This is a genomic window from Phenylobacterium sp. (genome assembly GCF_041913825.1).
Lineage (GTDB): Bacteria > Pseudomonadota > Alphaproteobacteria > Caulobacterales > Caulobacteraceae > Phenylobacterium.
The window spans coordinates 89,970-104,955 of record NZ_JAYSEO010000014.1 but is presented as its reverse complement, the minus strand read 5'-3'; the positions used below and the strand labels follow the sequence as shown (position 1 = coordinate 104,955).

Annotated in this window: 15 protein-coding genes; 7 read left to right on the top strand and 8 right to left on the bottom strand. The window is 71.3% G+C overall.

What is annotated here, in order from left to right:
- Window positions 1-3 precede the first annotated feature (3 nt).
- Window positions 4-1,536, bottom strand: a complete 1,533-nt coding sequence (locus ACE3Q8_RS13715; protein WP_374470836.1) for a DUF6504 family protein — start codon at window positions 1,534-1,536, stop codon at window positions 4-6.
- A complete protein-coding gene (locus ACE3Q8_RS13710; RefSeq protein ID WP_374470835.1) occupies window positions 1,454-2,242 on the bottom strand; it encodes an ImuA family protein in 789 nt (262 codons plus the stop codon). The genes ACE3Q8_RS13715 and ACE3Q8_RS13710 overlap by 83 nt, the downstream gene beginning before the upstream one ends.
- Window positions 2,243-2,433: 191 nt before the next feature.
- On the opposite strand from ACE3Q8_RS13710, the gene ACE3Q8_RS13705 reads away from it, so the two are divergent.
- Window positions 2,434-2,748, top strand: a complete 315-nt coding sequence (locus ACE3Q8_RS13705; protein ID WP_374470834.1) for an EthD family reductase — start codon at window positions 2,434-2,436, stop codon at window positions 2,746-2,748.
- 25 nt (window positions 2,749-2,773) lie between these two features.
- Here the strand turns inward: ACE3Q8_RS13705 and ACE3Q8_RS13700 are convergent, their stop codons facing one another.
- Window positions 2,774-4,972, bottom strand: coding sequence for a TonB-dependent receptor domain-containing protein (locus ACE3Q8_RS13700; RefSeq protein WP_374470833.1), 2,199 nt, complete (start codon window positions 4,970-4,972; stop codon window positions 2,774-2,776).
- A 225-nt stretch (window positions 4,973-5,197) separates the two neighbouring features.
- On the opposite strand from ACE3Q8_RS13700, the gene ACE3Q8_RS13695 reads away from it, so the two are divergent.
- Window positions 5,198-6,316: a WD40/YVTN/BNR-like repeat-containing protein gene (locus ACE3Q8_RS13695; protein WP_374470832.1), complete on the top strand. Its 1,119-nt coding sequence runs from the start codon at window positions 5,198-5,200 to the stop codon at window positions 6,314-6,316.
- The gene (locus tag ACE3Q8_RS13690) at window positions 6,316-6,579 is read left to right on the top strand and encodes a MoaD/ThiS family protein (protein WP_374470831.1); all 264 of its coding nucleotides are present in this window, start codon (window positions 6,316-6,318) and stop codon (window positions 6,577-6,579) included. Before ACE3Q8_RS13695 ends, ACE3Q8_RS13690 begins: the two co-directional genes overlap by 1 nt.
- Window positions 6,580-6,701: 122 nt before the next feature.
- On the opposite strand, the gene serA is transcribed toward ACE3Q8_RS13690, so the two are convergent.
- From serA to ACE3Q8_RS13670, 4 genes are all read right to left on the bottom strand, one after another.
- Window positions 6,702-8,276 (bottom strand): phosphoglycerate dehydrogenase, encoded by a 1,575-nt coding sequence (serA, locus tag ACE3Q8_RS13685; protein ID WP_374470830.1) that lies wholly within the window; start codon window positions 8,274-8,276, stop codon window positions 6,702-6,704.
- Between the two features lie 82 nt (window positions 8,277-8,358).
- Window positions 8,359-9,534, bottom strand: a complete 1,176-nt coding sequence (locus ACE3Q8_RS13680; protein ID WP_374470829.1) for a phosphoserine transaminase — start codon at window positions 9,532-9,534, stop codon at window positions 8,359-8,361.
- Window positions 9,535-9,676: 142 nt separating this feature from the next.
- Complete coding sequence (locus ACE3Q8_RS13675) at window positions 9,677-10,105, bottom strand: hypothetical protein (protein ID WP_374470828.1); 429 nt, start codon at window positions 10,103-10,105, stop codon at window positions 9,677-9,679.
- Window positions 10,106-10,167: 62 nt separating this feature from the next.
- The gene (locus ACE3Q8_RS13670; protein ID WP_374470827.1) at window positions 10,168-10,503 is read right to left on the bottom strand and encodes a hypothetical protein; all 336 of its coding nucleotides are present in this window, start codon (window positions 10,501-10,503) and stop codon (window positions 10,168-10,170) included.
- Between the two features lie 263 nt (window positions 10,504-10,766).
- On the opposite strand from ACE3Q8_RS13670, the gene ACE3Q8_RS13665 reads away from it, so the two are divergent.
- From ACE3Q8_RS13665 to ACE3Q8_RS13655, 3 genes are all read left to right on the top strand, one after another.
- On the top strand, window positions 10,767-12,650 hold the full coding sequence (locus tag ACE3Q8_RS13665) for an ATP-binding protein (RefSeq protein ID WP_374470826.1): 1,884 nt from the start codon (window positions 10,767-10,769) through the stop codon (window positions 12,648-12,650).
- 123 nt (window positions 12,651-12,773) lie between these two features.
- Window positions 12,774-13,160, top strand: a complete 387-nt coding sequence (locus ACE3Q8_RS13660; protein ID WP_374470825.1) for a hypothetical protein — start codon at window positions 12,774-12,776, stop codon at window positions 13,158-13,160.
- Window positions 13,161-13,252: 92 nt separating this feature from the next.
- Window positions 13,253-13,612 carry a hypothetical protein gene (locus tag ACE3Q8_RS13655; RefSeq protein ID WP_374470824.1) on the top strand — a complete coding sequence of 120 codons (360 nt, stop codon included), beginning with the start codon at window positions 13,253-13,255 and terminating at the stop codon, window positions 13,610-13,612.
- Window positions 13,613-13,673: 61 nt separating this feature from the next.
- On the opposite strand, the gene ACE3Q8_RS13650 is transcribed toward ACE3Q8_RS13655, so the two are convergent.
- Entirely contained in the window at window positions 13,674-14,486 is an 813-nt protein-coding gene (locus ACE3Q8_RS13650; RefSeq protein ID WP_374470823.1) for a PhzF family phenazine biosynthesis protein, read from the bottom strand.
- Window positions 14,487-14,533: 47 nt separating this feature from the next.
- On the opposite strand from ACE3Q8_RS13650, the gene ACE3Q8_RS13645 reads away from it, so the two are divergent.
- Entirely contained in the window at window positions 14,534-14,983 is a 450-nt protein-coding gene (locus ACE3Q8_RS13645; protein WP_374470822.1) for a GNAT family N-acetyltransferase, read from the top strand.
- Window positions 14,984-14,986 lie beyond the last annotated feature (3 nt).

Sequence of the window (14,986 nt, the reverse complement as noted above, 5' to 3'; positions counted from 1 at the left end):
CGCTCATCCGAACAGCCCGTGGAGCCACCACTTCGCCGGCTGGCCGGGTTCATAGAGGCCGGCGCGGAACACCCAGAAGCGGGCGCCGTCCTGGTCCTCCACCCGGTAGTAGTCGCGCACGTGGCCTACCGAGACCTCCGCGATCTCGCGCTTCCACCACTCCTCGCCCACCCGCTCGGGCCCTTCGGCGCGGCGGACGCGGTGGGTGCGGCCGCGCCAGCGGAACTGGTTGGGCGGATCGTCGGGGGTCAGCGCGATGACGCCCTCCAGCGGCTCGGGCCGGCGGAACAGGCGCACCGGCCGCGGCGTCTCCGGATCCCACGGCCGCGCCGGTCCCGCGGCGGCCAGCGGCCCCCGGCGGCCGACCGACAGCTCGGGCACGTGGCTCTCCACCGGCGCGGCGCGCCAGACGCGGTCCTCGCCCAGCCGGTTGACCAGCCGGTCCACCAGGGGTGCCAGGCCGTCCTCCACCGCGGCGTCGCGGCGGGCGTCGAGCTTGGCCTGGCGGCCGGAGACCCGCTCCACCTCCCAGGCGGCGATGGTCACCACCTCGACGCCGAAGCCCGGGTCCACCGTCTCGAGCTTGGGCGTCACCAGCTTGGCGATGCGCTGGGCGTCGCGGCCGGGGAGCGACAGGCCCACCGCCACCGGCAGGGCCTTGCCGTCCACCCGGTGGAAGCAGAGCTCGAACCGGCGCGCGCCCTGCCCATCCCGCTCCAGCCGGGCGCAGAGCTTGGCGGTCACGTCGAGCGCCACCCGAGCCATGTCCTCGGGCGCGCTGATCGGCTCGAAGAAGGCCAGGCGGGCGAACCAGGGCGAGGGCGGGCGGCGGAAGGCCAGGGCCTCCTTGGTGTGGCCGAGCGCCTGGTCGAGCCGCATCAGCGCCGCCTGGCCGAACCGCCGTCCGAAGGGGGCGCGGGGCAGGTCGAGGATCTGGCCGAGCGTGCGGAGGCCGAGGCGCTCGATCTGGGCGGCGGCCTCGGCGTCGAGCCGGAGCGCCGCCGGCGGCAGGGGCGCCAGCAGGTCCCGGTGGGCGCCGGACGGGGCGATCGTCCCGTCGCCGGCGAAGTGGGCCAGCGCCCAGGCCGCGCCGGGCGTGTCGGCCACGGCGCAGCGGAACGGCAGGCCCGAGCCGGCGAGCCGCTGCTGGAGGTCGGCCATCATCTCCGCCTCGCCGCCCCACAGGTGGTCGACGCCCGAGATGTCGAGAAACAGGCCGTCGGGGCGGTCGGGCGCGACGGCCGGCGAGAAGCGCACGCACCAGTCGACGAGCGCGGTCAGGGCCGCGGCGTCGGCTTCCGGCTCGGCGTCGGCGGTGGCGAGTTCCGGGACCAGCGCCATGGCGTCGGTGGCCTTCTGGCCGGGGCGTAGGCCGAGCCGCAGTCCCGCCTCGTCCACGGCGGCGAGGCGGCGCGCGCCGCGCACGTTCTCCAGCAGGGCGAACGGCTGGCCGTCAGGCGGCGCGGCGGTCGGATTGCGCCGGCGCCACGCCAAGATCGCCCAGGTCGGCGACCAGGCGCAGAGGATGCGCGACATCTCCTGCCTCCATGCAATAGGCGCCCGCCGCCTCCACGATCCAGGCGCCGGTGCGACCGCCGCGGCAGCGCTCCAGCGCCAGACGGAAGCGCGGGGCGCCCAGGCCGAACTCACCCGACGCGGGTTCGGACGGCGCGGAGGCCACCCGCCAGCGGGTGGCGGCGGCAGAGCCCGAGGCCTCCCGCCGGGCCTGGCCGCCGTAGGGGCGGCGGCGGATCAGGAAGCCCGTGGCGCCCAGCTTCTCGCAGGCGAGCTGCAGCCGTCGGCCGGCGGTGAGGTCCACCGCCTCCACCTCGCCCATGACGGCGGCCACGCCGACGGTGGCCAGCGCGTCCTCCATCACCGCCAGCGCCTCGGCCTCGTCGCGGGCGCAGACCTGGATCAACCGCTCGGGCGGGAAGCCCAGCCCGGCCAGGCCGGGGGCCCACAGGTCGTCCCGGCGGGTCACCCACACGGCCTCGCCCCGGCGGGCCAGCGGGGCGGCCATCAGGGCGGCGACCGCGGCCGGCGCGGCGGCGGTCTCGGTCTCCATGCCGTCGCAGACCAGCTCGTGCCAGCGGGCGAGCGGCAGGCCTGCGCCCGGCAGGCAGGAGTCGATTTCCGCCGCGCCGAAGGGTAGGGAGTCGGAGTCCGCCCGTCCGCCCGCCTCGAGGGCTGCGACCTTCGCCTTGAGAGCGGCGAGCTCTCTTGAGCGAGATCCGGACATGGCTTTGCGGACTCCTTTCGTTCCAGTTTTGTTCTGGAACGCGGAGCCCCCGGAGTCAAGTTCCCCGGGCCCCCCGCCAAGCTGACGCACCGGAACGTGATCCCCGCTTCGCCATGGCGCTCGCCGCCGCCGCGTGGCTAACTCCGCCGAAACGCCGCCGGCTTCACAGGCGGCCGCAAGGGAGCGCCGCCATGGCCGTGATCTTCAGCGTCCTCTACCCCTCCGCGGACGGGAAGTCCTTCGACCAGGAGTACTACAACGCCACCCATATCCCGCTGGTGAAGGAGGCCTTCGGGGCCACCGGCCTGACCGGCGTGCAGGTCTTCCAGGGGCTGCCGACGCCCGACGGCGGCAAGCCGCCCTATGTGGCCATGGCCCACCTGACCTTCGCCGACGCCGCGGCCCTGCAGGCCTCGATGACCAGCCCGCGGGCCGGCGAGGTGTTCGCCGACGTGGCCAAGTTCACCGACATCCAGCCGGTGACCCAGGTCAGCACGCCGGCCTGACGCCCCCCGCTCCGGAACAGGGCCGCTAGCCCGGCGGGCCGCCGCCGCCGAAGTCGAAGGCGGGCTCGCGGGGCTTCTGGCCCTGGCCGCCGAAGGTCCAGGTGAAGCCCAGGAAGACGCCGCGGACGTTACCGCCCCGCTCCACGCGGTCGCGCAGGGTCGGCGTGTCGATCACCACCACGTCCTTGAACGAGTCCAGCACGTCCTGGACGGTGACGACGAAGGAAAGCTGGTCGTCCACCTTGCGACGGTAGCCCAGGTTCAGCAGGCCCGACGCCTTGCGATAGCCCTGCGGCGTCAGGCGCTCGCCGTGCATGAAGCCGTTGAGCTGCAGGAAGTCGCGGTCGGTGACCTGCCAGTTCAGGGTGGCGCGGCCGCCCACCGAGGTCCCGTCCCGCTTCTCCACGAACCCGAGCCTCGAGCCGTCGATCTCGTTCCAGGCCAGGTTGCCGTTGAGGCTGTAGGTCAGCTTGGGCGTCAGCCGTCCATTGGCGGTGAGCTCCAGCCCCGCGGCGCGGCTCTCGCCGAGGTTCTCGCGGGTGGTCAGCAGCACGCCGCCGCCCAGGTCGCGGACCACGTCGGTGACCCCGTCGCGGCTCTGGCGGTAGTAGGCGGTGGCCAGCAGGAAGGCGCCGCCGGCCCGCCGCTGCCAGGCGGCCTCGAAGGAATCGGTGATCTGCGGATCGAGGTTGGGGTTGCCCTGCCGGTAGTTGAACTCGTCGACGTAGACCCGGAACGGATTGAGATCCTGCGGCGACGGCCGCTGGACGCGCCGGCTGTAGCTGGCGGTCACCCGCTGCGCGTCGGACAGCTTCCAGGCGAGGTGCAGGCTGGGGTAGGCCTTCCCATAGTCGTTGTCGCCCCGCTGGCCCTGGGTGACGTCCTCGATCTCCACCTCCACCTGCTCCAGGCGCACCCCGGCCAGGACGGTGAGGTCGCCGAACGGCTGCTCGTAGGTGGCGTAGCCCTGGTGGATCGTCTGGTCGTAGGTGAATCGGTTGGTGAGCGAGGGGACGACGTCGAGATCGTCCGCCGCCCCGCCGCGGGCGCCGAAGTTGTCGTAGTCGTTGGCGTCGGCCTGGAAGTAGTAGCCGGCCTTCAGCTTGCCCTCGTGCGGCATCGGCCGCGTGTAGTCGGCCTTCACCTCCGCCTGGTCGAAGACGTTGTCGAACCGCACCGCCTCGTGGAGATCGGGCGCCGGCGGGACCGGGCTGACGATCCGGCTCCGCCGACGACTGGCGAGCTCGGTCCGCTCCAGGCTGCCTGTGACCACCAGCTCGTGGTCCTCGCCGGCGAGCTTGCGGCGCAGCGTCGCCGACACCTCGGCGTTCTCGCGGCCAAAGACGTTGGTTCCGCTCCGGTCGAACAGCCGGGCCAGCGCGCCGGCGGCGTTCTCCACCTCGTAGTGCTGGAAGATCTGGTTATCCACCTGCATGTCGACGTAGCGCGCCTCGAGGCTGAGGCGGGTCGCCTTGTCGAGGTCGTAGTCCAGGCTGCCGCGGGTGTTGAGAATCTCGCCGTCGCCGCGGTTCGAGCTGTCGTCCAGGCTGCGGAGCGCGGCGCCGGTGGCGGCGTCCACCACCTCGCGCTCGCCCCGGGACCAGAACTTCTGCGGATCCTGCCGGTAGGAGATGTCGCCGGACAGGCTCAGGCGGGCCGAGTTGTAACCGCCGCTCAGCCCCGTGTTCCAGCGGCCCTCGGTGCCGTAGTTGCCGCGCAGCGAGCCGGAGTACCCCGGCTTGCGGCTCTTCTTGGTGATCAGGTTGATGACGCCGGCGCCGCCCTCCGGGTTGAACGCGGCCGAGGGATTGGTGATCACCTCCACCCGCTCGATCTGGTCGGCCGGCAGGCTCTGCAGGGCGGCGGCGCGGCCTTCGCCCTTGAACATGCCCGACGGCTTGCCGTCGATCATGATGGTGACGTTCGGATCGCCGCGCAGGCTGACGTTGCCCTGCACGTCCACCTCGACGGAGGGCACGTTGCGCAGGGCGTCGCCGATGGAGCCGGTGGCCGACTGCAGATCCTTGGACACGTTGTAGCTGGTGCGATCGATGGAGGTGCGCACGTCCGGCGCAGCCCCGCTGACCACCACCTCGCCCACCGTCTTCGCCTCCCCCTTGGGCGCAGCCGGCGGGGACCTGGGGGACTGTGCGGCAGGCTGGGCCGAGGCCGTCCCGGCGAACAGCAGGGCCGGAGAGGCCAAGGCGAGAAGAACGCGCTTCAAGAGAACCCCGACTTCGAAATTACGTTTGTAGATCGTGGCGCACGCCCCGCGCCCCGGCAAGGCCAAAGCCAAGCTTGGCCACTGTCTGTGGGCGGCCCCCTGCGGGCAACTTAAGGATGTGTCACGTTCGGGCGGGTTTGACGGCGGGCCGCGGCGGCCGGAAGCTGCCCCGGCGTTGTCGGAAACCGACGACCTCGGACGTCCTTGGGGCGGGAGGTGTGACACATGCGGCAAGCAACCCAACTGCTCATCGGCACCCGCAAGGGCGCCTGGATCTACCGCAGCGACCCCGATCGCCAGGCATGGCGGGCGCAGGGGCCGATCTTCCTCGGGACCATCGTCAACCATCTCGTCCTCGATCCGCGGGACGGCCGCACCCTGCTCATGGCCGCGTCCACCGGCCATCTCGGGCCGACCATCTTCCGGTCCACGGACGGTGGAGAGACCTGGGCCGAGGCGGCCCGGCCGCCGGCCTTCCCCAAGGGCGACCCGCACGGCCGCTCGGTGAACCACACCTTCTGGCTCGAACCGGGGCATGTCAGGGAGCCTGGGGTCTGGTGGGCCGCCACCTCCCCGCCGGGCCTGTTCCGCAGCGCCGATGGCGGCGAGACCTGGGAGAGCGTCGCGGGCCTGAACGAGCACCCCAGGATCATGGACTGGCTGCCGCCGGACGGCGGCACGCCCGACGGCGCCATCGTGGCCGGGATCTGCATCGATCCCCGCGACGCCCGCCACATGTATCTGGCGACCTGCTCGGCCGGGGTGCTCGAGACCACCGACCAGGGCGACACCTGGCGGCCGCTCAACCGCAACGTCGAAGCGAACTTCCTGCCGGACCCCTATCCCGAGTACGGGCAGGACAGCCACCAGATCGCGCTCGCGCCGACCAACCCCGACCGGATCTGGCAGCAGAACCACTGCGGCATCTACCGGCTGGACCGGCCCGGCGAGGACTGGGTGCGGATCGGCCGAGCCATGCCGCCTGAGGTGGGTGACATCGGCTTCTCGATCGTGCCGCACGCCCGCTGCGCCGAGACCGCCTGGGTGTTCCCCATGGACGGGACGGACGTGTGGCCGCGGGTCAGCCCTGGCGGCCGGCCGGCCGTCTACCGGACCCGCGATGGGGGTGCGAGCTGGGAGCGGCAGGACCGCGGCTTCCCGACCGAGCAGGGCTGGTTCACCGTCAAGCGACAGGCGTTCTGCGCCGACGGGCACGATCCGCAGGGCCTCTACCTCGGCACCACCGGCGGCGAGGTGTGGATGAGCGGCGACGAGGGCGAGAGCTGGCGCCAGATCGCCGGCCACCTGCCCGAGATCTACTCGGTCGTGGCGGCGCCGGTCTGATGGTGCGGGTGCTGATCCCCTCGCAGCTCACCGCCTACACCGGCGGCGAGACGCGGCTGGAGGCGGCGGGCGCGACCGTGGATGCGGTGCTCGACGACGTGGACCGCCGCTTCCCCGGCCTGAAATTCCGGGTGATCGACGAGCAGGACCGGGTGCGCCGGCACATGCGCCTGTTCGTCGGGATGGAGGAGACCCGCGACGTCCGGCGCCCGCTGCGCGACGCCGACGAGCTGTTGATCTTCGGCGCGCTGAGCGGGGGATAGCGAAGCAGTTGCTCCCCCATCGGGGGAGCTGTCGCGAAGCGACGAGGGGGTCAGCTCAGAGGTTCGAGCGCCCCCTCAACCGGTGCGTAGCCGCCCTCCCCCGGCGGGGGAGGACCAATGGTTCAGAACTTCAGCAGCCGCGCTTCCTTGACGTGCGGCAGGGCCTGGATCCTGGCGAGCAGATCCTGGGAGGCGTCCTGGTCGACGCCGACCATGGCGATGGCGTCCTGGCCCACGGTGACCCGGCCGAGGTTGAACGTGGCGATGTTCACGTCCGCGTCGGCCAGCAGGGCGCCCAGGGCGCCGATGAAGCCGGGCTTGTCGAGGTTGTTGACGTAGAGCATGCGCGGCGAGAACGGCGCGTCGAGGTCCATGCCCTTCACCTCCACGATCCGCGGGGCGCCGGCCAGCACCGAGCCGGCGAAGCCGCGGCGGCCCTTCTCGGTCTCGATCGAGATCCGCATCAGGCTCTCGTAGATCGGCGAGTCCTCCTGCTTGGACTCCGAGACGGAGATGCCGCGCTCCTTCGCGATGGCCGGGGCCGAGACCATGTTCACCTCGGCCAGCATCGGGCGCATGACGCCGGCCAGCGCCGCGGCGGTCAGCGGCTTGGTGTTCAGCGTCGCGACCTGGCCCTCGTAGGCGATGTCGATGCCCTTGATGCCGTAGTCGACCATCTGGCCAGCCAGGGCGCCGAGCTTCTCCGCCAGGGCCACGAAGGGCTTCAGGCGCGGCGCCTCTTCCGCCGTGACCGACGGGCTGTTCAGCGCATTGGTGACGGCGCCGGTGAGCAGGTAGTCGCTCATCTGCTCGGCGACCTGCAGGGCGACGTTCTCCTGGGCCTCGTTGGTGGAGGCGCCCAGGTGCGGCGTGGCGATGAAGTTCGGCGCGCCGAACAGGGGGTTCTCCTTGGCCGGCTCCTGCACGAAGACATCGAAGGCGGCGCCGCCCACGTGGCCCTCGTCCAGCAGCTTGCGCAGCGCCGCCTCGTCCACCAGCCCGCCGCGGGCGCAGTTGATGATCATCACGCCCTTCTTGGTCTTCTTCAGGTTCTCGGCCGACAGGATGTTGCGGGTCTTGTCGGTGAGCGGCGTGTGCAGGGTGATGATGTCGGCGCGCTTCAGCAGCTCGTCGAGCTCGACCTTCTCGACGCCGATCTCCACCGCGCGTTCCGGCGACAGGAAGGGGTCGTAGGCGACCACGTGCATCTTCAGGCCGTTGGCGCGGTCGGCCACGATGCCGCCGATGTTGCCCGCGCCGATCAGGCCGAGCGTCTTGCCGTAGAGCTCGACGCCCATGAAGCGGTTCTTCTCCCACTTGCCGGCCTGGGTGGAGGCGTCGGCGGCGGGGAGCTGGCGGGCGAGCGCGAACATCATGGCGATGGCGTGCTCGGCGGTGGTGATGGAGTTGCCGAAGGGCGTGTTCATGACCACCACGCCGGCCGCGGTGGCGGCGGGGACGTCGATGTTGTCCACGCCGATGCCGGCCCGGCCGATCACCTTCAGGTTCTTGGCGGCGGCCAGCACGTCCTTGTCGGCCTTGGTGGCGGAGCGGACGGCGAGGCCGTCGTAGTCGCCGATGATCTTGAGCAGTTCGTCCTTGGGCAGGCCGGTCTTCACGTCCACGTCGACGCCGCGGTCCTTGAAAATGGCGACGGCGGCGGGCGACAGGCTGTCGGCGATGAGCACGCGGGGCATTGGATAGTCTCCTTCAGGAGAGGGAGTCCTCCCGTGCGGTCACGGGAGGCTCGTCGTTGGGGAAGCAGGCGCGAGCCTGCGGTCAGGCGGCCGGCTGCAGGTCGGCGGCGACGGTGGCGAAGGCCCAGTCGAGCCAGGGCGTCAGCGCATCCACGTCGGCGGTGTCCACCGTCGCGCCGCACCAGATCCTCAGGCCCGGAGGCGCGTCGCGGTAGCCGCCCACGTCGAGGGCCACGCCTTCCTTCTCCAGCAGCGAGGCCAGCTTCTTGGCGAAGTCCGCCTGCGCATCGGCGGCGAGCGCGGTCACCTCGGGGTCCACCACCTTCAGGCAGACGGAGGTGTTGGACCGCGTCGCGGGGTCCTCGGCCAGGAAGGCCACCCAGGGGGTCTTCGCCGCCCAGGCGTCGAGCACCGCGAGGTTGGCGTCGGCGCGGCGCTTCATCTCGGCCAGGCCGCCGATCCCCGCCGCCCACTTCAGCGCGTCCAGGTAGTCCTCAACGCACAGCATGGAGGGCGTGTTGATGGTGGAGCCCTCGAAGATCTCGAGGTTGACCTTGCCGCCCTTGGTCATGCGGAAGAGCTTCGGCATCGGCCAGGGCGGGCTGTAGCTCTCCAGCCGGGCGACCGCGCGGGGGCCGAGGATCAGCACGCCGTGCGCGCCCTCGCCGCCCAAGGCCTTCTGCCAGGAGAAGGTGACCACATCGAGCTTCGCCCAGTCGAGCGTCTGGGCGAAGGCCGCTGAGGTGGCGTCGCAGATGACGATCCCCTCGCGATCCTCGGCGATGAAGTCGGCGTTCGGCACGCGCACGCCCGAGGTGGTGCCGTTCCAGGTGAACACCAGGTCGGCGTCCTTGCGGACCTTCGTCAGGTCGGGGAGCTGGCCATAGTCCGCCGACAGCACCTCGGCCTCGATCTTGAGCTGCTTGGTCACGTCGGTGACCCAGTCCTTGCCGAACGATTCGAAGGCGAGGAGCTGCACCGGCCGCTGGCCCAGCATGGACCACATCGCCATCTCGACGGCGCCGGTGTCGGAGCCCGGGACGATGCCGATCAGGAAGTCGTCGGGGACCTCCAGCACCTCGCGGGTGCGGTCGATCGCCTCCTTCAGGCGCGACTTGCCGAGCTTCGAACGGTGCGACCGCCCGAGCACTGCGCCGGAGAGGTTTTCGGGGGTCCATCCGGGGCGCTTGGCGCACGGGCCGGACGAGAATTCGGGACGAGCCGGGCGCATGGCCGGCTTCGGCGGAGTCGTAGTCACTGCGATGTCTCCCATCCTTGCAGATGGGCAGCGCCCCGTTGGGAGGGCGTGGCCCGCGGGCCAGAAACCTCCGTTCCGGCCGGGGCGCAAGCGAAATGTTCCGAAATGCGCCGTGAGCGGCGCCGGGCCGCAGCCCGGCGACCTAGGCTGCGGCGCGGGCGCGGAGCCGCCGGCGCCAGGCCAGGCTCGCGCCGATGATCAGGCACCAGGTGATGCCCGTCCAGTTGAGGTTGTTCACCAGGGCGGTGGTGAAGTCGAACGGCCGCTGGTTCACCAGGTAGTAGGAGTGCAGGGCGAACTGGGCGGCGAAGAACAGCATCACCCCGCCCATCCAGGGCGCCGCGAAGTTGATGGTGATGAACAGCAGGGCGAGCGCCGCGACGCCGTCGTTGCAGAGCCAGATCAGCGGACTGATCTCGGGCGACATCCAGCCGAAGATGCGCGCCACGGCGACGTTGGCGAGCACCACCACGGCCGCCGCACGTTCCGCCCGACCGCCCTTCCACAGCGCGAAGATCGCGCCGAGCACGAGGAAGACGTCTACGAGCAGGCCGATCCTGATGTTGGACATGACATCGCGCCCCTAGCGGGAACTAGAGGCGCGACACCAGTTAATTAGTTGCAACCCTGAGGTCAGCCGACCTCACGCATGGTGACCTCGGTGGTCACCGCGCCGGACGGCGGCTTGTCCATGCCGCTCATCTTCGTGCGGATGCCGAGCCGCAGCTTGGCGTCGTTGAGCTCGTTGTGCACGCCCACCATGGCGGTGCGCGCCTCGCTCAGCGCCTTCATCGCGTCCATCAGCTTGGCCTGCGCGTCGTCGGCGAACACCAGCGAGGTGTTCACGTCCTTCCGCGCCGCGAGCATGACGCTCATCAGCTCGGCGGCCTCGGCGAGCGCGCCGTCCACGGCGGCCTCGGTCGCGAACAGCTTGTTCGCCACCTTCTGGGCCACGAAAACCTTCTCCATCGAACACCCCTCATTTGAGCCTACCCACGGTCGAGCAGGGTAAATCAAAGGTGAAGCTCGATCCACGCGGTTCATGATTCATTGACCATAAATCTCACCGCCAGGAGTTGCATCGTGGCGCGGGGGGCACAGATTCTCCCGCTGCACGAGCAATTGCGCGTCGGGAGCGAACAACCCCCGGCTGCGGCGGGCTCGCGCGGAAGCGTTCCGTTAGGATTATCGGGCTATTGCGGAGGTTCCCTGCCGCCCCACGCGAGCGCCCCGTGACCCCAGCCGCCGGCCAGAACGACCGGGCTCCCGTCGCCAGTTTCCACGCCCGCGTCGCGAGCGTCGGCCTCATCACGACCATGGTCGTGCTGGTGGCCGCCTGCCTGACGTTCATGCTGCAGCAGTGGGCGGTCGCGAAGACCCAGTCCTACCAGATCCACCAGTCGCTGGCGCACATCACCGCCCAGACCGCCTCCGAGGCGGTGGCCGACGGCGACCTGAAGAAGCTGCGCGCGCCCATGGCGGCGCTCTCCGCCAGCGAGCGGGTGGTCTCCGCCACGCTGTCGGACAATACCGGCCGGCCGCTCGCCGCCTACCACCGGGCCGGCGGGCCCACGCGGGCGCCGTCGCACCGCATCGGCGCCGAGGTGGTCGACAATGGCCGCCGGGTCGGGCGGCTGACCATGACGGTGGAGTCGCCCTCGCTGCGGCCCCTCCTGCCGCAGTTCATCGCCCTCACCTTCGCCCTGCTGTTCGGCGGGATCGGGGTGGCCCTGTTCCTGGCCCGCAGCCTGGCCCGCCGGGTGATCGCGCCGGTGCAGAGCCTGTCGGAGGCGATGCACGAGGTGGCCGCCGGCGGCAGCTTCGCGCCCGTGGCGGTGCAGGCCCAGGACGAGCTGTTCCAGAGCCTCAACGAGAGCTTCAACCACCTGCTGGGCAAGCTCGGCGAGCGGGAGGACGACCTGAAGCGCGCCATGCGCGAGCTGGAGCAGGCGCGCGACGCCGCCAACGCCGCCAACGTGCTGAAGACCCAGTTCCTGGCCAACATGAGCCACGAGATCCGCACGCCGCTGAACGGCGTGCTGGCCATGGCCGACGTGATGGCCATGGGCGAGCTCGCCAAGACCCAGCGCGACCGCCTCGAGATCATCCGCCAGTCGGGGGCCCTGCTGCTGGCGGTGCTCAATGACGTCCTCGACCTCTCGAAGATCGAAGCCGGCAAGCTCACCCTTGCGCGCGACGACTTCGAGCTGGAGGCCACCATCGCCGCCGCCGCCCAGGCCCACGCCGCCGAGGCGGCGGCCAAGGGGCTGGACTTCCAGCTCGCGGTCGATCCGAACGCCGCCGGCTGGTGGCGCGGCGATCCCGAGCGGCTGCGCCAGATCCTCGGCAACCTGCTGTCCAACGCGGTGAAGTTCACGCCGGCCGGCGCGGTGGAGGCGCGTGTCGACGTGAATCCCGACACCGGCGCCCTGCGCCTGGTGGTGCGCGACACCGGCGTCGGCATCGCCCCGGAGAAGCTGCCCGGCCTGTTCGAGAAGTTCACCCAGGCCGACAACTCGGCCACCCGCCGCTTCGGCGGCACGGGCCTGGGCCTCGCCATCTGCCGCGAGCTCACTCAGATGATGGGCGGGTCGATCGTGGTGGAGAGCCGCGAGGGCAAGGGCTCCGTCTTCACGGTCGAGCTGCCGCTGCAGCACGGCGACGCCAGCGCCGCCCCGGCGGCCGCGGAAGCCGAGCACGACGCCGGCATCCGCCTCCTGGCCGCCGAGGACAACCCCACCAACCGCCAGGTGCTGGCGGCGGTGATGAACTCGCTGGGCATCGACATCGACATCGTGCCCGACGGCGAGCAGGCGGTGGAGGCGTGGCGGGTTGGCGGCTACGACCTGATCCTGATGGACATCCAGATGCCGGTGATGGACGGCGTCGAGGCCGCGCGCGCCATCCGTCTCGCCGAGAAGAAGCAGGGCCGGCCGCGGACGCCGATCATCGCGCTCACCGCCAACGCCATGGGCCACCAGCTCGCCGAGTACACCGCCGCCGGCATGGACGGCCTGGTGGCCAAGCCCATCGAGATCGCCAAGCTCTACGAGGCGATCAGCAACGCCCTCAACGACGCCGCCACCGGCGCGTCCGGCCAGACCCACGCCGCCTGAACCGACCGTCAGCTAGCTGAACGGAAAACAACGCCCGGCTCAGATCGCCGTCAGGCGTCGCGTGTTTACCTCCGAACCATCGACGCCGGATTTCCCGGCCCAAGGATGGTTCCGGAGGACCAGATGAAGAAGATTCTGCTCTCGATGGCCGCCGTCGCTGCGCTCGGTGCGGCCGCTGTCCCCGCCGCCGCCCAGCCCTGGCGCGGCGACTACGACCGCAACGACCGCCACGAAGGCCAGCGCTTCACCGGCCGTTACGACGCGCTCGAATGGCAGATCAACGCCGCCGCGCGTGAAGGCCGGCTGAACCGCGGCGAGGCGCGCGACCTGCTCGCCCAGTGGCGCGACAACCAGCCCCTGGCGTGGCGCGTCGAGACCGGCCGCGCCAGCGGCTACGAGCGCCAGCGGGTGCTGAGCACCATGAACCGCATCGAACGCGCCCTGGAGCGGTCGCACCGCTACAGCCGCTACGACCGCGACGACGGCTACGGCCGCGACTGGCGCCGCTGAGGCGCAACCAACCGCCGCCCATGGGGTTCTCACGCCCCATGGGCGGGAGACCCGACGCAGAGGGACGGACCTCTAGCCAAAGGACCTTGACGATGAAGAAGCTCACCACCCTGACCCTGATCGGCGCGGCCTCGGCCCTGGCGCTGTCGGCCACCGCGGCGTCGGCCCAGCCCTACGGCGGCTGGCAGTCGATCAACCAGCGCCAGGCCCAGCTCGACCGGCGCATCGACCGGGGCGTGCAGCGCGGCGACCTGACCCGCGCCGAGGCCAACCGCCTGCACCGCGAGTTCCGCGAACTCAGCCGCCTGGAAGCCCGCTACCGGGTGAACGGCCTCACCGTCCGGGAGCGCGCCGACCTCGACCGCCGCTTCGACCGACTGGCCACGCAGATCCGCTTCGAGCGGAACGACCGCGACTACGGCTACGGCTACGGTCCGGGCTACCGCCGCTAGGCCTGAAGGCCTGAGCGCACGACGCCGCCCTGCCCCCGCAGGGCGGCGTCTTCGCGTCCGCTCAGGGGCGGATGCGCAGCGTGCCGTCCACCACCGTCGTCGCGCGGCCGCGCAGCAGGACCCGCTCGCCCCGGTGCTCGCAGTCGAGGTCGCCGCCCCGGCCGGGATAGGCCTGGTGGAAGGCCACCCGGCTACGGCCGAGCTTCTCGGCGAACAGCGGCGTCAGGATGCAGTGCAGGGAGCCGGTGGCGGGGTCCTCGGGGATGCCCGAGCCCGGCGCGAAAAACCGGTCCACCACGTCGTAGGGCTTGCCCGCCGCCAGGGCCGCGACGCCGACATTGCCGCGGCTGCCGGTGTGCTCGCCCGCCACCTTCTCGAGTGCGACGAGGTCCGGCGCGCAGGCCCGCACCGCGTCCTCGTCGGCCAGGACCGCCACCACATAGTTCGACGCCCAGACCTCCACGGGCTCCACGCCCAGGGCTTCGGCGAGGCCGGCCACTTCGCACTGTTTCGGGGGCTGCGCGGGGAAGTCCATCTCGTAGAGCTCGCCCGAGCGGCGCACGGTCAGCGGCCCCGACTGGGTGTCGAAGGTCACCTGCTCGGCCTCGAGGCCGAGCTCGGCGAACAGCACGTGGCCCGAGGCCAGGGTGGCGTGGCCGCAGAGCGGCACCTCCAGGGCCGGGGTGAACCAGCGCAGGCCGAACCGGGCCGGGTCGGCGGTCTTCAGGAGGAAGGCGGTCTCGGCCTGGTTGTTCTCGGCGGCCAGCTTCTGCATCCAGCCGGCGTCCGGCCAGGCCTCGAAGGGCTCCACCACGCAGGCGGGATTGCCCTTGAAGGCTTCCGGGGCGAACGCATCGACGGTCCACTGGCGCATGGGGAAAAGGTCTCCTATGGCGAAGCTTGGTCAGTTAGGGAGCCGAGATGCCCCACGAAACCCGCGACGCCGACGGATACCTGCTCAGCGACGATCCCGCACGGTTCGATGTGGCGCTGGCGCATCAGTGGATCGCCGGCCAGAGCTACTGGGCGCAGGGCATCCCCTTCGACACTTTCGCCAGGGCCTGCGCCGGCAGCCTAACCGTCGGCGCCTATGCGCCGGACGGCGCTCAGGCGGGCATGGCCCGGGTGGTCACCGACCGCGCGACCTTCGGCTGGGTCTGCGACGTCTTCGTGGACGAGGCGGCGCGCGGCGCGGGCGTCGGCAAGCGGCTGATGGCCTACCTGACGGCGCACCCCGACCTGCAGGGCTTCCGCCGGATGCACCTGGCCACCCGCGACGCCCACGCCCTCTACGCCCGGTTCGGCTTCGAACCCCTGAGCGGAGCCGACCGCTGGATGCAGGTCTACGATCCGGACGTCTATCGGCGCTGAGCG